The sequence below is a fragment of the Paenibacillus sp. PDC88 genome (assembly GCF_900106725.1).
GTDB lineage: Bacteria > Bacillota > Bacilli > Paenibacillales > Paenibacillaceae > Paenibacillus > Paenibacillus shunpengii.
This window is the reverse complement of the sequence record NZ_FNNT01000001.1, coordinates 1,083,698-1,102,331: the sequence shown is the minus strand read 5'-3', so window position 1 is coordinate 1,102,331 and position 18,634 is coordinate 1,083,698. Positions and strand designations below refer to the sequence as shown.

Below are 18,634 nucleotides of genomic sequence, written 5' to 3'. Positions count from 1 at the left end.
CATTGACATAGGGTTGATTTTCTAAAATAATAGAACGTAATTAAATACTGGTACCTTTAAATCAGTCCAGAGAGGCTGGCAAGGACAGCGGATTTTCGTAATCGGCGTGAAGCAGGGCATAGTCTATTTAGAGATGCTCTCTATATTCGCGCGGCTTATGATGTACAAATGAGGCTAATTGTCAGTTTAACGACGGCGATTAGCCTCTTTTTTCTGCTCTTTTTGGTATCAGGAAACTTTTATTTGGGGGTATTCTGATGAGTAAGAACGATCAAGAGTTTTCGTTGCAGGCGGTACCGAAAACGCAGAGAAATCAATTTTTGAAGACACTATCTGTTATGCTGGGTTTCACATTCTTCTCTGCCAGTATGCTGGCGGGCGGAGAGCTGGGCATTGGCCTGAGCTTCACTGAGTTTATGCTGATCGTGCTGGCGGGGAACTTGGTGCTCGGTATTTACACGGGCGCACTCGCACATATCGCCGCCAAGACGGGGCTCTCAACCCACTTGCTGGCTAAATATTCTTTTGGTGAAAAAGGCTCCTATCTGCCTTCCTTCCTGCTTGGCTTTACACAGGTCGGCTGGTTCGGCGTAGGTGTAGCGATGTTTGCAGTTCCGGTCGCAAAGGCGATGAACTGGGATGTGAATTTACTCATCTTCATCTTCGGTCTGGCGATGACAGCTTCTGCAATCTTTGGTATGAAATCGTTGGTAATCCTTGGATATATCGCGGTTCCAGCGATCGCTATATTGGGTAGTTACTCGATGCTTAAGGGTGTCGATACACTTGGCGGCATGCAAGGCTTGCTTGATTACACACCAACACAAACCTTGTCTGTGGCTGCGGCCATGACGATCTGTATCGGGTCCTTTATTAGCGGAGGGACGCTTACACCCGACTTCACCCGCTTCGCCAAATCATCCAAGCAAGCCGTTATTGCAACCGTCATCGCCTTTTTCCTGGGCAACTCGTTAATGTTCCTGTTCGGCGCGGTTGGCGCCATGGCCTATAACTTGGCCGATATTTCCGAAGTCATGTTCCTGCAAGGGCTGCTCATTCCAGCGATTATCGTACTTGGCTTAAATATCTGGACGACCAATGACAATGCTTTGTATGCATCAGGATTAGGTTTTGCGAACATTACGAAGATTTCCAAGAAGTTCTTTGTTATTATAAATGGTATTGTCGGCACGGTGTTTGCGATGTGGATGTACAACAATTTTGTCGGCTTTCTGAATGTGCTGGGTGCTGCGGTACCATCCATCGGTGCAATCATTATCGCTGACTACTTTTTCGTCAAACGCAGAACATACAAGGAATATGCCAGCATGAGCTTTAAAAAGGTAAACTGGTTAGCAATGCTCGCTTGGGCGATCGGGGTTGCTTTTGCACAGCTCGCTCCAGGCATTACGCCGCTTAATGCGTTATTGGGCACAGCCGTCGTATACATCGTACTCATGTCCGTATTCTCAACAAAAGTATCTAATGAAAAGGTGATGACAAATGATCATACAGAACGCGAAATTGCGGGGTAAAGAGGGCCTGTGGAATATCCTCGTGACAGATGGAAAGTTCGAACAAATTACACAGGAATCCATAACAAGCACGAACGATGAGGTACTCGACGTCAACGGTTCCCTTCTACTGCCTCCATTTATTGAGCCGCATATTCACCTTGACACAACCTTGACAGCAGGTGAGCCGGAGTGGAACCTGAGCGGTACGCTCTTTGAAGGAATTCAGCGCTGGTCGGAGCGCAAGGCTTCTTTGACGCATGAGGATGTGAAGACACGCTCCAAGACTGCACTCAAATGGCAGATTGCTCAAGGCATTCAGCATGTTCGTACGCATGTCGATGTAACGGATCCAAGCCTGACTGCAGTCAAAGCGATGCTCGAAGTGAAGGAAGAGATGGCGCCTTATGTAGATATCCAGCTGGTGGCTTTCCCTCAGGAAGGCATTCTCTCGTATCCGAATGGGACCGAGCTGATGGAAGAGGCACTGAAGATGGGCGTTGATGTGGTTGGCGGCATTCCACACTTCGAATTTACGAGAGAATACGGTGTAGAGTCGATGAAGATTGCGTTTGATCTTGCCGAGAAATATGACCGGCTCGTAGATATCCACTGTGATGAGATCGATGATGAGCAGTCCCGGTTCGTAGAGGTTGTGGCGAAGGAAGCCTATGAGCGCGGATACGGTGCACGCACAACTGCGAGCCATACGACAGCAATGGGCTCCTACAATGATGCTTATACTTATAAGCTGTTCAGATTGTTAAAAATGGCCGGACTGAACTTTGTGTCCAATCCACTCGTGAACATCCACCTTCAAGGACGTTTTGATACGTATCCGAAGAGAAGAGGACTGACTCGTGTGAAGGAGCTTCAGGAGGCAGGTCTCAATATCTGCTTCGGGCATGATGATATTTTTGATCCATGGTACCCGCTTGGAACAGGCAATATGCTGCAAGTGCTGCATATGGGAATTCATGCATCACAGCTTCTTGGCTACGATCAGATCGTCAATTCGATTGACCTTATTACTAGTAATAGTGCAAAAACACTGCACATTGAAGATAAATATGGTATCGAAGCCGGCAAACCGGCGAGCTTTATTGTACTCTCCGCGGAGAATGAATATGAGGCTGTACGCAAACAGGCTGCTGTTCTGTATTCCTTCAAAGAAGGCCGTAAAATTGCAGAAACAAAGCCCGAGCAGGCATCCATTATTCTTGGAGATGGTGCTGAGCAAGTCAGCTTTAACAAGTAATCGAATCGTAAACATTAACCTGTCTGAAAACCTGTATGGAGCGCTCCGTGCAGGTTTTTTTGATTTGTAGATCGGGCTGCGCAACATTATACTTCTAATGGAGTACATAAGATGTATGTGTGATATTCATCTCAAAAAGGGAGCGGAGTCAATGGAGAGGAAGTACTCTTATAAAATCCCATTTATGACACATTCTAAGGCCCCATCTATACTGCAAAACGAGGTCAATCAAGACTTGGGCTCGTTAAGGCGTGTATATCGTAATAAAGGATTGGATGCTGCGAACTGGTTTATAAATAGTCTTGAGATTAGTGTTGACGGAGAAGATCTTCAAACAGGTTTCCGCGTATCCATCCAGGATAAGATGATTTGGTTAGGACGTAATAAGTGGAGTATATGTTATATTGGTCCTGATGGTGATGAAGAGAATATTCTACAAGATCGCACCAAAATCAAATTATCTCCTAGATTTATTTTTACATACAAGAACGAGGAATTTACTTATACCAAAGAATTATTAGACAAAACAAGTTTTGTTCATAATTCAGGAAAAATGCTGGTGGCAGAGATAGAGAGTGGTGGATCAAATCATCCGATGCTCACCAGACAAATTAAAATACACAACGATGAATTGCCCCCTATGCTGCTGGCCTGTGTAGATCGTGTAGTCCGGTTGCTGTACAGATAAATGGAAGGAGTTAAACCACCAATGCAAAACAAACATTTATATAAAGACATACGTTATTTAATAGAAGGGAATGAAGTGCAACAGGAAGTATATCGAGTCCTAACACAGTTCAAAGTCATGGATAAATTGGAAGTTTATGATCCCATTCTTACAGGAACTGTTCCCATTGCAGTTGACATAGAGGGAAGCGATCTGGATATCATTTGCGAGGTACATGATTTCTCCGAATTTAATCAGCGGCTCACAGACCAATTTGGAGGATACGAAGGCTTTAAAATATCCGAGAAAATCGTAGACGGCATCAAACGAATGAAGGCCAGTTTTAGATTAGAGGGTTGGGGTATTGAGGTATTTGGTCAGCCGATTCCTACTTCTGAACAAAATGCTTATCGGCATATGCTCATTGAAGACCGGTTTCTCAGACTGGCAGGAGATGATTTTGCGAATCAAGTGATATCCCTTAAGAGACAGGGTATGAAGACAGAGGCAGCCTTTGCCTTTTTGTTATATCTGAGCGGAGATCCGTATGAATCTTTGTTTGAGCTTGATAATTGGTCTGATGAAGAAATTAGACTGACAGGTGAGAGTTATTCAAATATCATCTGCCGAATCAGTGATTTTGTAAAAAATCGTGTATATTCTTATAAACCGTCAAAGGATCATATCGATCCTATTTTTGGTCCAAATGCCGAATACAGTTATCAGCGTTATATAGACGACCATACCATATTCGTGTCCCAAGGATGGAATGAGAATGTAGCTCATCTGACGATCCATGGCAAAGACGAGTTTACCTTCAAATGCACCTTGCTTGATGTGAAAAAAGAAAACCCTTCGCTCATTTCTGCCTTGGAAGCAAGCGTTGTCGGGGATGATGATGAGGATTATGAATACTTCGATGCTGATCCTTCATTTCTAGCTGTTGAAGTTCGAGATGTGGAATGGAAGTGCCATCTTCCCGAAGAATCTAGGGAGCTGGGAGAGAAATTTTACACTTTTGTCAACTCCTTTCTAAATCATCATTTTTACAATCGTTCATCTGATATCAAAGAAGTGGAACCTGTGAAGGAATATATCGAGAAGGATCTTTGGTATTTGTTGAAGTTTCCATTTGAAGGGAAGACCTATATCCGAACTAGACAGCTATGGTAAGTCGCATAATAGGCTGGCACTTACGAATGAGATTTTGCTCCCCCAGTATTCGAACTATGACAATCCAATGCCTCCGTTGAAATGACTCAAAATGATTTGAAGAAGAGTGTCCTATTATTAAGATAGGAGGAAGCCGTTAATGACAGTGCTGTTATCCCTTAGCTTCTACCTGATACCGGTTCTCGGGATCTTCTTTGTTATTACCTTGCTCGAGGCAATGAAGAAAATTGTAATGAACCAGTCCTACAAATGGGAAGGAACTTGCTGTGCGTTATGTTTTGGATTGATTGTATGGACAATAGCTGCACAGATTCATAATTTATTCTAATTAAACTCGTTTAATCCAGGAGGGTATATGAAGATGAAGGCACCAACTCAAATTCTTCAAGTCTGGCATAAATTCGATTCTTTCCCCATGGAAACGCTGACCAAGGCATGGTATTATGATCAGTCCTCTGTCCGTCAGCGCAGTGTAGAAGAGATGAAGGAGCATCGCGAGAGATTCGGCACCTCGGGAAATTGCTTTGATCTGGCGATCTGGCTCATTGAGGAGTTCAAGCAGGCCGGGATTGAAGCTTATGCCATAGGAGAAGGCCTCGGTACAGAGGAGGCACATGCAGCTGTGTGTGCGCTTGACGAGCAGGGGCGTAAATATTTTTGCGACTTGGGGGATCAATGGATTGAGCCGATTCTCATGGACTTCACGGCGGATGAATACGGTGGAGAGGTGCTCAGCGGATATATTACAGGGGGCAAAATAAAGCTTGATCATCACGGAAGCAGTCACTTATCCTTCACTTGGGTTAGGCCGAATGGCAAGACGAGCAGTCAGGTTTTTGATCTTACACCGGTTGATCTTCAGGATTTGATCGCTGCAGGAGAGCATTCGCAGTCCTTGCTGCATAATGCACTTGTAGAGATGAGAGTTCCGATGGAGAATGAAATTGTCCACTGGGAGTATGAAGGAGGAAGAAGCTTTATAAGCAACAATCGGGAACTCATCACCGAATCTCCCCTTGATCAGATAGAGGATTGGGCCGAGCGAATATATAAAATGACGGGGATTCAGCCAGATGTGTCTGTAAACGCGCTTAAGAAGTATAAACAAATTGCAAAAAGCTGAAGCACAGCCAATGTACCCTTGAATGATCAAAAAAGAGCCGCTCCCCTAATGAGTGTTTCCTGTCGAGTAAACAGGGTGCAATTCATTAAGGAAGCGGCTCTTATTTTATTTCCATATTAAGCTCTATTTGCATGACTAGACTTCAGTAAGTCCAGAGTTAGCTCTGAGGTCGAAGCTACAATAAGATCGGCTTTTTGCATTTGAGCAGGTGTACCGACACCCACGGCATACATGCCAGCGGATCGAATAGATTCGATGCCTGCTTCAGCATCTTCTACGCCCACACAATCCGAAGGGAGGACGCCCAGCTTGGCTGCGCCAGTCAAGAAGATTTCTGGGTCAGGCTTGCCATTCTTAATTTGTGTTACGTCAACGACATGATCGAAGTAAGGCGTCACTTCAAGCCGGTCCAGAATAAATGGAGCGTTCTTGCTCGCAGAGGCCAGCGCGATAAGGATGCCGGCTTCCTTTAATTCCTTGAGCAGGCTCTCAATGCCGGGCAGAAGATCTGCCGGTGTTACCTTCTTGATCATTTCTTTGTACAGCTCATTCTTCTGATCGGCAAGCTGATACTTCTGTTCATCTGTATACTGAGCATTTCCAAGTGCAAGGATCAGCTCAAGAGACTCCATTCGGCTTACGCCTTTGAGTTTCTCGTTATATTCTTTATCGAAAGGAAGGCCGAGCTCATCCGCAAGACTCTTCCAGGCAAGGTAGTGGTACTCTGCCGTATCGGTGATCACGCCATCAAGATCAAAAATAACTGCTTTCATGTTACAATTCACCCGTTTCTTCGCTTAAGATGCGATTGTTGTTACTAATGCAGATTCATTCGTAATCTCAACTTGCTCTCCATACAATTCCATCGTGAGTGGTTCACCGGATACCAGTGTAATCTTCACTTCATCTTGTTCTACACTAATATTCAGCAGACGATCACGGTAGTTAATATGGAACTTGTATTTCGTCCAGCCTTTTGGAAGGAACGGAGAGAAGCTGAGTGTTTCATTATAAGTGCGCATCCCGGCAAATCCTTGAACGATTGCAAGCCAGCTTCCTGTCATCGAAGTAATATGCAGACCGTCCTCTGTATCATTATTGTAGTTATCCAGGTCTAGACGCGCGGTGCGTTTGTACATCTCTACTGCTTTTTCTTCCATCTTCAGCTCGGCAGCAAGCACGGCATGGATGGAAGGGGACAGAGATGATTCGTGTACTGTCATCGGCTCATAGAAGCTAAAGTTCTGTTCTTTTTCTTCTAATGTGAACTGATCTCCGAAGAAATAAATTCCTTGAAGTACATCTGCCTGCTTAATGAAAGGTGAACGCAGAATTTTATCCCAAGACCATTTCTGGTTCAATGGCAAATCTTCCTTCGCAAGCGAGGATACCGGACGGAGGTCCTTATCCAGGAAAGTATCATGCTGTACAAATACACCCAGCTCTTCGTCATACGGGAAGTACATATGCTCTACGATATCTGACCATTTCGCCAGTTCGCTCTCCGTTAATCCAAGCTCTTGTGATCTTGCTTCGGATACTTTAGACAAGCTGTCCATTGTATATTTCAGTACCCAAGCTGCCATCTTGTTCGTGTACCAGTTGTTGTTAACATTGTTCTCATATTCATTTGGTCCGGTTACGCCATGGATCATATACTTGCCGGCACGCTTGGAGTAATGAACGCGATCTGCCCAGAAGCGGCTGATTTCAACAAGTACTTCGATACCTTCATTCACCAGATAGCTGGTGTCTCCGGTATAGTTTGTATAATTATAGATTGCATAAGCAATAGCACCGTTACGATGAATTTCTTCAAACGTAATCTCCCACTCGTTATGACACTCTACCCCTGTGAAGGTTACCATTGGATACAGCGCGCCTTTCAGTCCTTGCTGACGTGCATTGTGATGTGCACCTGCCAGCTGGTTGTGGCGATAACGCAGCAGGTTCTCGGTTACGCGCTTGTCAGCAAGCGCCAAGTACATAGGTACGGCATAAGCTTCGGTATCCCAGTACGTTGCACCACCGTATTTCTCCCCTGTGAAGCCTTTAGGACCGATATTCAGACGCTCATCATGACCATAGTAAGTCGAGAAGAGCTGGAAGATGTTGAAGCGAATTCCTTGCTGAGCCTCAATATCGCCAGAGATTTCGATATCCGCCTTGTCCCAGCGCTCAGCCCAAGCATTGACATGCTCCTCTTTGAGCAGGTTATAGCCCTTATTCATCGCTTCCATCATCATGCTCTCTGCAGTAGGGATCAGCTGCTCTGTATTCATATCACGTGAAGTCGTGACAATGACAAATTTCTGAATCGCTGCTGCTGCCTTTGGAGCAACGTCATAGACATAATGAACTGCGGCGAAGAGGGCAGCTTCTTCTATCTTTTTGGAAGTTACGTTATCTGTGACTATACCCATGGTTGAATTGACGGTGAAGCGTTCTACACCAAATGGATTTTCTTTTGTTGTTGCTGCAAGGCTGACATAGGGCTCGCCGACTTTGCGATCCGCTTCAACCCAGAACGATTCCTCGTAGTTCGAGTCTTCATTCTTTGTATCTGCATCCAGATAAGGGATCAGCTCCACATTCATGTTTTGATCCGTCAGATTGGTGACACGATAATCAATCAGACACAGCTCCAGCTTCGATATGCTGAGGAAGCGCTCGGTTTCAATTCGAACCTGTCCATTTACCGTAAATGAGCGACGAAGAATACCTTCCTTCATGTCGAGCTCTTGATAGAAATCAGTTACTGTATCTGTATACAGATCGACTTCAGCACCGTTGATAAGAACACGGATCCCGATAAAATTCATGGCATTGATTACTTTGCCGAAATAGTGCGGATAGCCATTTTTCCACCAGCCGACCTTCGTCTTATCCGGGAACCATACACCGGAAATGTAAGTACCTTGATGATGATCACCGGAATACTTTTCTTCAAAATTACCACGCATTCCCATATAGCCATTACCGATGGAAGTCATGCTCTCCTGCAAGCGCAGGTCCTCTTTGTGAAGCTCCGTTGTGGAGATCTTCCAGGCATCAATATCAAAAATTCGTTTATATGACATTTGAATCCTCCTTGGGCAGCGTATAAGCACGCTATACCTATTTGGTTGGTTTAGAAATAATAAGATGAAACTTGAATCAATTTCATAAATCATAAAAAAGGTGAATTTGAAACTATATAGATAAACAAAATCGTTTTGATCTATATATACTCTTGATTGAAGCAGCCAAAGGCATTATGAAATTGATTCACTTAAGTGGTAATTATAAACTTGGCGCTTCTCTGTCAGCATATGTCGTAAGTCTTCATTTTACTTCAGAGTTCGTAAGCTTATACCCAAAATGTAAGTGTTATCATTTGATTGCGATTACAGTATATAGTGCAACCGGTTGCCCTGTCAATTAAAAAAACAGCCTGTATGAAAAAAAGCTGTCTGCATGAATGAATGCAAACAGCTTGCTCATGGTGTTTCAGCTTAGGATAGCTATTCATTTATTCTTGTACATGATGCACGCTCCACAATTCGGTGCGGCACGATAATATGCTTGGTCATTTCTTTCGGATCCTGAATCTTCTCGATGAGGCTCTTGGCGGCCTGGTAACCCAGCTTGAATATATCGATATCTACAGACGTGAGAGGCGGATTCATCATATCGGCAAGAGTTAGGTTATTGAAGCTGATCAGGGAGCATTGCTCCGGAAGACGTACCCCGATTTGCTGAAGCGTCCTTTGCAATGGCAGCGCGATAATATCGTCACCGACAATCATGGCCGTAGGTGGCGTATCCAATTGGAACAGAGAGGCAATATCGTCATTGGTGAACGATGTCCCGATCAAGTAACGGGAATCCCACTCCAGATTCAGTTCGCCAAGTGCGGCTTGATATCCGCGAACCCGTTCCTTGTGCACAGTCCTTGCTGTATCCGCTCCAACATAAGCTATCCGGCGATGGCCAAGCTCATAGAGGAATGTAACAACATCTTTCCCTGCTTGGAAATTGTCATTATCTACATGGGTTGTTTCGCTGACGTATTGCTGAGGCTTACCAATAACCGTGTAGGGGATTTTTTCGTGATGAAAAAAATCAACAACCGGGTCTTCGGGCTTGGAGTACAGGACGATAAAACCGTCCACCCGGTTAGCCCTCGTCATCATTCTTACACGAGACAAGAGCTCTGTATCATCTCTGCCGGTCACAATGGCCATTGTAAAGTTTTTTTCATTCGATAGTTCACTGATGCCCCGAATGCTCTCAAGAAAAAACGGATTTTGGAATATAGATACATCCGCTTCAGGCATAATAATGCCTAGGGACTGCGTCATCCGGTTGGCCAAGCTTTGCGCCGAATAATTGGGTTCATATCCAAGCGCTTTCATCTCTTTGCGAACCCGTGCCTTGGTAGCCTCACTAATCTTGGGGCTGTCCTGAATGACCCGGGATACGGTGGAAGTAGCAACATTGGCTCGTTTAGCAATATCTTTAATTGTTACTGCCATCGCTGAATCTCCTTTTAATTTGCGTTATTCTGATGTATTTATCATACACACACCTAGACATATAAAACAATGCAGGAGGAATAAAAAAATTGGCAAGTTAAAAAAATGGGTTGCAAAATGAAAGCGAATGATTTTATAATAGCACTGCAACCGATTGCACTAAAGTTGCACGATCTTGCAATAACTCCTTTTCAAAAGCCATGGCACATTTTTAAGGAAGATGTAATCGCTTTTTTATCAATCACTGTGTCACCGGCTTTATAAACATAGGATTTTGTAAGGGATTTCTGAATGCGATATCAACAAAGAACAAGGCGTTCAGACCATGCTGCACAATAAAAAACACAAGAGGTAACGCATATGAAAAAACTTCTGTCTTTTGAGTTTTGGCAAAAATTCGGTAAAGCCTTGCTAGTCGTCGTTGCCGTTATGCCGGCTGCAGGGATCATGATTTCGCTTGGCAAAGTGATCGCGATGTTTGCGGAAAATATCGCATTCCTTGTCACTGTCGGTGGTGTCATGGAGAACCTCGGCTGGGGGATTATTAACAACCTTCATATCTTGTTCGCTGTCGCGATCGGTGGATCGTGGGCTAAAGAAAGAGCAGGAGGGGCGTTTGCGGCACTTATCGCCTTCATTCTGATCAATATTACAACCGGTACCATACTTGGCGTATCCAATGATATGCTGAGCCAGGAAGGTGCAACCACTACGACGCTGTTTGGTCAAATGATTACGGTAGATGGTTACTTCACCTCTGTACTTGGTGCTCCTGCACTGAATATGGGTGTATTCGTCGGTATAATTTCTGGTTTCCTTGGAGCCGTTGTGTTCAATAAATATTATAACTATCGTAAGCTTCCAGAAGCGCTGGCCTTCTTTAACGGTAAACGGTTCGTTCCGTTTGTTGTCATTCTATGGTCCGTTATTGTTGCGGTAGTGATGGCAGCATTTTGGCCGTTTATTCAAACCGGAATTAACAGCTTCGGTAAATGGTTAGCGACTTCAGGTGAGTCTGCTCCATTCATTGCCCCATTCCTGTACGGAACGCTGGAGCGTGTGCTGCTGCCATTCGGGCTTCACCACATGCTGACGATTCCAATCAACTATACAGAGCTTGGCGGAATTTACACGGTACTCACTGGCGGCAATGCCGGCGGTACGGTTGCTGGACAAGATCCACTATGGCTCGCTTGGGCAAGTGACCTTGCCAATCTGCATGGATCGGATCCAATGGCGTATCAGCAGCTTATGGACACCGTAACACCAGCACGCTTCAAAGTAGGACAAATGATTGCAGGCGCTGGTATTCTGATGGGTATTGCACTTGCAATGTATCGCAGAGTGGATAAGGACAAGCGTTCCAAATACAAATCCATGTTCTTGTCTGCCGGTCTTGCGGTATTCCTGACCGGAGTTACAGAGCCGCTTGAGTTTATGTTTATGTTTGCTGCACCTGTACTTTACGGTGTATATGCGGTCATCACTGGCCTTGCCTTTGGTATGGCTGATATTATTGACCTGAGACTTCATTCGTTTGGTATGATCGAGCTGCTGACTAGAATTCCGCTGTCGATCAATGCAGGCCTTGTTGCCGATATTATTAACTTTGTCATTACAACGGTTGTATTCTTTGCAGGTTCTTACTTTATCGCTTACTTCATGATTGGGAAATTTAAGATGGCTACACCAGGACGGCTTGGGAATTATACGGATGAAGAGTCCGATAAAACAGCTGCTACTGCAGAAGCTGCGGGAGAGAACATTCCTGCTGCTGCAACCGCTGGAGATGATCTCCCTGCTCAAATCATTGCCACGCTCGGCGGCCCATCTAACATTGTCGATGTGGATGCCTGCATGACTCGTTTGCGAATTACAGTTAATGATGTGAATGCAGTGGGTAATGAAGAGGAATGGAAGAAGCTCGGGGCTCTTGGATTGATCAAGAAGGATAACGGAATTCAAGCGATCTATGGTCCAAAAGCCGACGTTCTGAAGTCCGACATTCAAGACAGACTAGGGTGATTACATTTTGAAGATTCTAACGTTGAACACGCATGCCTGGATGGAGGAGGATCAGCTGACCAAGATTGATCAGCTGGCCGAATTCATTCGCACAGAGGATTTTGATATCGTTGCGCTGCAAGAAGTGAATCAGTCACAGCGTGAGGCACCGTTATCTGATGACGATCTGTCTCCGTTCTATGTTACAGACGATCAAGCGTTGGTGAAGGCCGACAATTATGCACATGTACTGCGCGAACAGATCGGTCAAGCATATTACTGGACGTATATTCCGATCCATGTAGGATTTGAGAAGTATGATGAAGGGCTAGCTTTCTTATCGAAGACTCCGATCCTTGATGCTTTTGAAGCCTATGTTTCCGAAATGAGGGACTATGAGAATTACCGTACCCGCAAAATATTAGGGATCAAAACGGTCATCTCGGGAGAAGAAACCTGGTTTGTGAATGGTCATTATGGCTGGTGGCATGATGACGAATCCTTCAGAGGACAATGGGATAATTCACTGGATGTGCTCAAGCAGAAGGTGAAGGGTCAGCCGGCATTCATTATGGGTGATTTTAATAATGCAGCCCATCTGGAAGGCGAAGGCTACGATTATGTTACACAGAGCGGGTGGCATGACTGCTACGAGCTGGCAGAAGAGAAGGATGAGGGCTATACCGTTGTCAAAGCCATCGCCGGCTGGGAGAATAATAAGCAGAAGCTGCGTATTGATTATGTATTCAGTAATCGTAAGCTTGCAGTTAAGTCCTCCAAGGTTGTTCTTGATGGCAAAGACAGCCCGATCGTCTCTGATCACTCCGGTGTTTCTGTAACCATATAATTGGTTTTTGCAATGTAAACTGATAATTAAAGAAGCACACGTTTCTGCAAGGAAGATCTGCAGAGCGTGTGCTTTTTTATGTGATGCGCTATGAATCTAACTTAATTATAGAGCTTATATGTCAGATGGCTTGATGGAATTGGCTGGTGAACAGCTTGTAATAACGGCCTTCCGGTCCGATTGCGAGCAGCTCCTCATGAGTTCCTTGCTCAACAAGGCATCCATTCTCCATGTAAAGAATACGGTCGGCATCTTGAATCGTACTGAGACGGTGAGCAATTACAAAGCTGGTTCTGCCTTGCATCAACGTCTTCATCGCTTCTTGAATATACATCTCGGTTCTAGTATCGACACTGCTCGTGGCCTCATCCAATATCAGTATAGCCGGATTCGCAAGTATAGCTCGAGCGATCGTGAGCAGCTGACGCTGACCATGACTTAGGTTGCCGCCTTCTGCACTAAGCTTCGTATCGTAGCCGTCCGGTAATCTGCGGATAAATGGATCGGCATTTGCCATTACGGCTGCCTGCTGGATCTCTTCATCTGTTGCATCCAATCTGCCAAAGGCGATGTTATCTCGAATCGTTCCGGAGAACACATGCGCATCCTGCAGCACCATACCGAGCTGCTTGCGAAGATTCTTCTTATCCAGCGAACGAATTGATCTGCCATCCACTAAGATATCCCCGCTCGCTGTTTCGTAAAAGCGGGTAAGCAAATTGACGATGGTCGTTTTGCCTGCTCCAGTCGGTCCAACAAGGGCGATCTTCTCTCCGGGATGAGCTTCAAAGCTGATGTCCGTTAGAATCGGCTTCTCCGGTTTGTAATGGAAGCTTACTTGATCAAACTTAACAGAGCCTTGGATATTTGTAGGGGTCTTGGCGTGATCCTGCTCATCCTCATACTCAGATTTCAGATCCATAATCTCAAATACTCGCTCAGCCCCAGCTACCGCAGATTGTATCAGGTTATACTGATTGGCAAGCTCTGAGATCGGTCGGCCAAACTGCTTGGAATAGTTCAGGAAGCTCACAACAATCCCGACAGACACCATCTCATTCTGAAACACCATCCATCCGCCTACAGCAGCAATAAGCGCAAAGCTTAAGTTATTGATGACATTCATGAAGGGGCCCATCATACCTGATACGATCTGAGCCTTAATTCCAACCTTGTTAAGCTGTTCGCTAATGTCCTTGAATCGTACGGTTTCTTGTTCTTCCCGCCGGTAGAGCTTGACGACCTTTTGACCGCTGATCGTTTCTTCAATCATGCCGTTTAACTGGCCGAGCTGCTGCTGTTGTCCCTTAAAATAAATACGGGTGTACTTCACAATCTGACGGGTTGAGATCAGGACGAGTGGAATGCTGATTAGTGCGACGAGTGTTAGCGGCACGTTCAGGCTGAGCATAATCACTAAGGACCCGATAAGGGTAACGAGACTGTTCAGCAGCTGAGTGACACTTTGATTCAGTGTGTTGGACACGTTCTCGATATCATTCGTCGCCCGGCTCATCAGCTCACCATTGTTCCGAGTGTCAAAGAATTGAACCGGGAGGTCCTGATATTTGCCGAAGAGATCATTTCTAAGATGAAGTACCGTTTTTTGCGATACACTGGTCATGACATATGACTGAATCCAGGTAACGATACTGCCTAACAAGTATAAGGCCAGCATAATCATGCATAAACGAATTAGTCCTGTATAATCTCCAGGAACAATATAATCATCGATCGCCACCCCGATTAAATAAGGTCCAGCCAAAGCGATGAGTGCGCTTAGTATGGTGAACAGGTAGACGATAAGCAAGGCAGACCGCTGCTTGTTCAGATAATTCCATATTCGCTTGATGGTTGCAGCTGTATTTTTGGGTCTTACTTTGATGGAGCCGGCGGGCTGTCCGCCTGCAGGCCCTCGGGGTCCCGGCCCAGGCATGGCAAAAGCAGGTTTGTTCAACGGCTGCTTATCAGACATAAGATGATTCCTCCTTACGCTGAGAGCGATAAATATCCTGATAGACTTGGCTCGTCAGCATCAGCTCTTCATGAGTACCCATGGCAGCGATGGCCCCTTGGTCCAGCACAAGAATCTGATCTGCCCGCATGACGGATGAGATCCGCTGAGCAATAATCAGCCTTGTCGTATTCTTCATTTCGGTCTCTAGAGCCTGCTGAATTCGAGCCTCCGTCTTCAAATCTACTGCACTGGTGCTGTCATCCAGAATTAATATGGAAGGATTGGTGAGGAGTGCTCTGGCTATAGATATCCGCTGCTTTTGTCCGCCGGACAAATTGATCCCCCGTTGTCCAAGCTGTGTATCATATCCATGCTCCAGCTGCTGGATAAATGGATCAGCTTCAGCAGCCGTTGCCGCCCGCAGGATATCATCTTCGGAAGCATCCGGATTTCCATAGCGGATATTATCCCGAATCGTACCGCTGAAGAGAAGAGCCTGCTGCATGACCATGGCTACTTCCTGTCTGAGGTAGTTAAGATCAAGCTGCTGGACATTCACACCGTTCACCAGAATTTCTCCACTGCTAGCCTCATATAAACGCGGAATCAGACTGACGAGCGAGGATTTTCCTGATCCTGTAGCCCCGAGTATGGCCAGAGTCTCTCCTGGCTGAACCGTGAAGCTGATATTTCTTAATGTAAGGTCACCGCCATTAGAGCTGTAGGCAAAAGATACATCTTTGAATTCAACACAGCCGCGCTTAGCTTGATCTGGATCGACAGGAGCTGAAGGATTCATGATTTCGGATTGGGTCTCCAGCACTTCATTTACCCGATCAGCCGATACTTTGGCACGCGAGACAAAAGCGAGCATGTTACTTAGCATCAGCATGGACATCAGCAGCTGGGTCACATAATTGATAAATGCAATCAGCTTACCGATCTCGAGCCCGCCGCCCCAGTGCTGCAAGCCGCCAAACCATAATACGGCAACAATGCTGAAGTTAAGAATGAGCGTCATCAGCGGCATGTTAAGTGCCATCAGTCGATTGGCGCGAATCGCCGCGTCGGTATATTCCTCATTTGCGTTGCCGAATCTTTGCTGCTCATGACCTTTACGAACAAATGCCTTGATTACACGAATGCCGGATAAATTCTCCTGAAGCACCGTATTAACGCTATCCAGCTTGGCCTGCATTTTGGTAAAGAGCGGGAAAGAACGCTTCATCAATATAAAAAGGATGAGAAAGAGTGCAGGTACGGATACGAACAATATCGTGGTCAAGCTTGGACTGAGCAGTATAGCCATTACAAGGCTGCCTACCAGCAGCAGCGGCGTCCTGACAAAAGTACGAAGGATCATCTGCACAAAGGTTTGGAGCTGAACAACGTCATTCGTCAGACGGGTAATAAGTGATCCTGTTTTCAGCACATCCAGATTGAGAAAGGAGAAGGATTGAATACGTTCAAACAGTTTAATTCGCAGATCCTTGCCAAAGCTCTGGGAAGCGATACTGGAAAATATGCTGCACCCCGCGCCGCCAATCAGCCCGATCAGTGCTACTCCAATCATCAGCAGTCCCGTATCCCGGATATGGGCAAGATCGTTTTTCATAATGCCTTCATCAACGATGCTCGCCATTAGTCGCGGCTGGAGAAGATCCATGCATACTTCAAGCAGCATTAGAAGCGGAGCAAGGATGCTGGCCGCAAGATAAGGCCTCAAAAATGGAAGCAGTCTGGACATAAAATTCACCTTTCAATGTGTTTTAAAATCGTTATTTTTTTCTAATTATACTGAACTGCTGTTAACTTATACGATATATCGTTATTTGTCAATTGACTCTTTCCTGTTTTTAATTAACAGGATCCTTTTGTGCAAATTCAGATTCAGAATGGGGATATGTCTTCAAGTAGGTTGTATGGCTCACTATATATTGGATTAATGAAAATATAATTTCTATAAACATTAAAATAAGCGTTTACACAGTAATAAAATTAGGTTTATTATGGATACATAGTTTGATGATTCAATTCAATGGATTTATTATTTTATTAATTCAATTGGAGGTAATTACATGGTTAAAGTCGTTGTACATACGGATGTTCGAAAGAGTCAGATTAACAAAAATATCTATGGTCAATTCTCGGAGCATCTGGGACGCTGCGTATATGAGGGCATCTGGGTGGGTTACGATTCACCGATACCGAACACGGATGGGATTCGTAATGATGTAATTGGAGCACTTAAAGAATTGCGGGTTCCTGTGCTTCGCTGGCCGGGTGGCTGCTTCGCCGACGAATATCATTGGCAGGACGGAATCGGTCCTTATGAGAACCGTCCTCGGATGCTGAATACACATTGGGGTGGAGTAGAAGAGAATAATCATTTTGGCACACATGAGTTTATGCGTTTGTGCGAGCTGATCGGAGCCGAGCCTTACATCTGCGGCAATGTGGGAAGCGGGACCGTTTATGAAATGCAGCAATGGGTCGAATACATGAATAACGGGGGTCAATCCCCGATGGCGAGTCTGCGGGCACAGAACGGAAGAGAAGAGCCGTGGAATGTGAAGTACTTTGGTGTCGGCAATGAAAGCTGGGGCTGCGGCGGTAATATGAGACCGGAATACTACGCGGATCTGTATCGTCGTTATGCGACGTATGTACGTAACTACACTTCCGAGTCGGTTTACAAAATCGCTTGCGGACCGAATACAGCAGATTACCACTGGACGGAAGTGCTCATGCGGGAAGCGGGCAAATTTATGAATGGGCTGAGCCTTCATTATTACACAACCGGCACAGGCATCTGGGAGAAGAAGGGCAGTGCAACCGGATTTACGGCAGAGGATTGGTTTACTACTTTAAAAGCTACATTATATATGGAAGAGCTCATTGTTAAGCATTCTGCCATCATGGATAAATATGATCCTGAGAAAAAGGTAGGTCTCATCATTGATGAGTGGGGCACATGGTTTGAGGTTGAGCCAGGGACCAATCCGGGCTTCCTGTATCAGCAAAATACACTGCGCGATGCACTTGTAGCAGGTATTAATCTTAACCTGTTCCATGAGCATTCTGATCGTGTCCAAATGACGAACATCGCGCAGATCGTTAACGTGCTTCAGGCGATGATTCTGACAGAAGGTGCAAATATGGTACTTACACCGACGTATCATGTGTTTAACATGTTTAAGGTGCATCAGGACGCACATCTGCTGCAAACCCATTATGTGAGCCCTTCCTATTCCAATGGAACAGATGAGATTCCGCAGCTGAGCATCTCCTCATCGGTAGATGCGAATGGACATATTCATGTCTCTGCTTGTAATCTCAGCCATGCGGATTCCCTTACGGTAGATTTGGATCTGGTAGGCTTAAGCGGAGTAGAGATCAGTGGTCAAGTACTGACAGCAAGCGAGCTTGATGCTCACAATTCCTTTGGCAGCCCAGAGCAAGTAGCGCCAAAAGTATTGGAAGGAATCACTGTAGAACAGAACTCGGTGCGATTCTCACTTCCTGCCGCTTCCGTGGCGGTGATTAAGATCGTTTCTTAAGAAAGGGTGACTTC

The 18,634-nt window shown here is 45.3% G+C and carries 14 protein-coding genes; 9 read left to right on the top strand and 5 right to left on the bottom strand.

The genetic code is table 11. The features are described 5' to 3' along the window. The first annotated feature begins 257 nt into the window (after positions 1–257). The 6 genes from codB (at position 258) to BLW49_RS05180 (ending at position 5,735) form a co-directional block, all read left to right on the top strand. A complete protein-coding gene (gene codB / locus BLW49_RS05205) occupies positions 258–1,535 on the top strand; it encodes a cytosine permease (protein ID WP_076311769.1) in 1,278 nt (425 codons plus the stop codon). Then, positions 1,504–2,772, top strand: coding sequence for a cytosine deaminase (locus tag BLW49_RS05200; RefSeq protein WP_090723486.1), 1,269 nt, complete (start codon positions 1,504–1,506; stop codon positions 2,770–2,772). The genes codB and BLW49_RS05200 overlap by 32 nt, the downstream gene beginning before the upstream one ends. Before the next feature lie 151 nt (positions 2,773–2,923). Further along, positions 2,924–3,460 (top strand): tubby C-terminal domain-like protein, encoded by a 537-nt coding sequence (locus tag BLW49_RS05195; RefSeq protein ID WP_143042066.1) that lies wholly within the window; start codon positions 2,924–2,926, stop codon positions 3,458–3,460. Positions 3,461–3,481: 21 nt separating this feature from the next. After that, positions 3,482–4,612 (top strand): DUF4269 domain-containing protein, encoded by a 1,131-nt coding sequence (locus BLW49_RS05190; protein WP_177178646.1) that lies wholly within the window; start codon positions 3,482–3,484, stop codon positions 4,610–4,612. 139 nt (positions 4,613–4,751) lie between these two features. Then, on the top strand, positions 4,752–4,940 hold the full coding sequence (locus tag BLW49_RS05185; protein ID WP_090723481.1) for a hypothetical protein: 189 nt from the start codon (positions 4,752–4,754) through the stop codon (positions 4,938–4,940). Between the two features lie 33 nt (positions 4,941–4,973). Beyond that, on the top strand, positions 4,974–5,735 hold the full coding sequence (locus BLW49_RS05180; protein WP_090723480.1) for a hypothetical protein: 762 nt from the start codon (positions 4,974–4,976) through the stop codon (positions 5,733–5,735). A gap of 116 nt (positions 5,736–5,851) precedes the next feature. Here BLW49_RS05180 and pgmB read toward each other — a convergent pair whose 3' ends face one another. From pgmB to BLW49_RS05165, 3 genes are all read right to left on the bottom strand, one after another. Next, complete coding sequence (pgmB, locus tag BLW49_RS05175; RefSeq protein ID WP_076311764.1) at positions 5,852–6,508, bottom strand: beta-phosphoglucomutase; 657 nt, start codon at positions 6,506–6,508, stop codon at positions 5,852–5,854. 24 nt (positions 6,509–6,532) lie between these two features. Then, entirely contained in the window at positions 6,533–8,815 is a 2,283-nt protein-coding gene (locus tag BLW49_RS05170) for a glycoside hydrolase family 65 protein (RefSeq protein WP_090723478.1), read from the bottom strand. Between the two features lie 423 nt (positions 8,816–9,238). Then, positions 9,239–10,252: a LacI family DNA-binding transcriptional regulator gene (locus tag BLW49_RS05165; RefSeq protein ID WP_090723476.1), complete on the bottom strand. Its 1,014-nt coding sequence runs from the start codon at positions 10,250–10,252 to the stop codon at positions 9,239–9,241. A gap of 360 nt (positions 10,253–10,612) precedes the next feature. Here BLW49_RS05165 and BLW49_RS05160 point away from each other — a divergent pair, with 360 nt between their 5' ends. Together BLW49_RS05160 and BLW49_RS05155 are read left to right on the top strand one after the other, a co-directional pair. Further along, positions 10,613–12,277 carry a PTS transporter subunit IIBC gene (locus BLW49_RS05160; protein WP_090723474.1) on the top strand — a complete coding sequence of 555 codons (1,665 nt, stop codon included), beginning with the start codon at positions 10,613–10,615 and terminating at the stop codon, positions 12,275–12,277. A 7-nt stretch (positions 12,278–12,284) separates the two neighbouring features. Next, on the top strand, positions 12,285–13,103 hold the full coding sequence (locus BLW49_RS05155) for an endonuclease/exonuclease/phosphatase family protein (protein ID WP_090723473.1): 819 nt from the start codon (positions 12,285–12,287) through the stop codon (positions 13,101–13,103). A gap of 121 nt (positions 13,104–13,224) precedes the next feature. On the opposite strand, the gene BLW49_RS05150 is transcribed toward BLW49_RS05155, so the two are convergent. Together BLW49_RS05150 and BLW49_RS05145 are read right to left on the bottom strand one after the other, a co-directional pair. After that, a complete protein-coding gene (locus BLW49_RS05150; RefSeq protein ID WP_090723471.1) occupies positions 13,225–15,078 on the bottom strand; it encodes an ABC transporter ATP-binding protein in 1,854 nt (617 codons plus the stop codon). Then, positions 15,071–16,807, bottom strand: a complete 1,737-nt coding sequence (locus BLW49_RS05145; protein WP_090723469.1) for an ABC transporter ATP-binding protein — start codon at positions 16,805–16,807, stop codon at positions 15,071–15,073. Before BLW49_RS05145 ends, BLW49_RS05150 begins: the two co-directional genes overlap by 8 nt. Before the next feature lie 331 nt (positions 16,808–17,138). Between BLW49_RS05145 and BLW49_RS05140 the strand changes: the two genes are divergently transcribed. Continuing rightward, positions 17,139–18,620 (top strand): alpha-N-arabinofuranosidase, encoded by a 1,482-nt coding sequence (locus tag BLW49_RS05140; RefSeq protein ID WP_090723467.1) that lies wholly within the window; start codon positions 17,139–17,141, stop codon positions 18,618–18,620. Positions 18,621–18,634 lie beyond the last annotated feature (14 nt).

What these genes read in the sequence shown, in the direction of transcription:
- codB (WP_076311769.1), top strand. Translation starts at nt 258, where the DNA reads ATGAGTAAGAACGATCAAGAGTTTTCGTTGCAGGCGGTACCGAAAACG.
- BLW49_RS05200 (WP_090723486.1), top strand. Translation starts at nt 1,504, where the DNA reads ATGATCATACAGAACGCGAAATTGCGGGGTAAAGAGGGCCTGTGGAAT.
- BLW49_RS05195 (WP_143042066.1), top strand. Translation starts at nt 2,924, where the DNA reads ATGGAGAGGAAGTACTCTTATAAAATCCCATTTATGACACATTCTAAG.
- BLW49_RS05190 (WP_177178646.1), top strand. Translation starts at nt 3,482, where the DNA reads ATGCAAAACAAACATTTATATAAAGACATACGTTATTTAATAGAAGGG.
- BLW49_RS05185 (WP_090723481.1), top strand. Translation starts at nt 4,752, where the DNA reads ATGACAGTGCTGTTATCCCTTAGCTTCTACCTGATACCGGTTCTCGGG.
- BLW49_RS05180 (WP_090723480.1), top strand. Translation starts at nt 4,974, where the DNA reads ATGAAGGCACCAACTCAAATTCTTCAAGTCTGGCATAAATTCGATTCT.
- pgmB (WP_076311764.1), bottom strand. Translation starts at nt 6,508, where the DNA reads ATGAAAGCAGTTATTTTTGATCTTGATGGCGTGATCACCGATACGGCA.
- BLW49_RS05170 (WP_090723478.1), bottom strand. Translation starts at nt 8,815, where the DNA reads ATGTCATATAAACGAATTTTTGATATTGATGCCTGGAAGATCTCCACA.
- BLW49_RS05165 (WP_090723476.1), bottom strand. Translation starts at nt 10,252, where the DNA reads ATGGCAGTAACAATTAAAGATATTGCTAAACGAGCCAATGTTGCTACT.
- BLW49_RS05160 (WP_090723474.1), top strand. Translation starts at nt 10,613, where the DNA reads ATGAAAAAACTTCTGTCTTTTGAGTTTTGGCAAAAATTCGGTAAAGCC.
- BLW49_RS05150 (WP_090723471.1), bottom strand. Translation starts at nt 15,078, where the DNA reads ATGTCTGATAAGCAGCCGTTGAACAAACCTGCTTTTGCCATGCCTGGG.
- BLW49_RS05145 (WP_090723469.1), bottom strand. Translation starts at nt 16,807, where the DNA reads ATGTCCAGACTGCTTCCATTTTTGAGGCCTTATCTTGCGGCCAGCATC.
- BLW49_RS05140 (WP_090723467.1), top strand. Translation starts at nt 17,139, where the DNA reads ATGGTTAAAGTCGTTGTACATACGGATGTTCGAAAGAGTCAGATTAAC.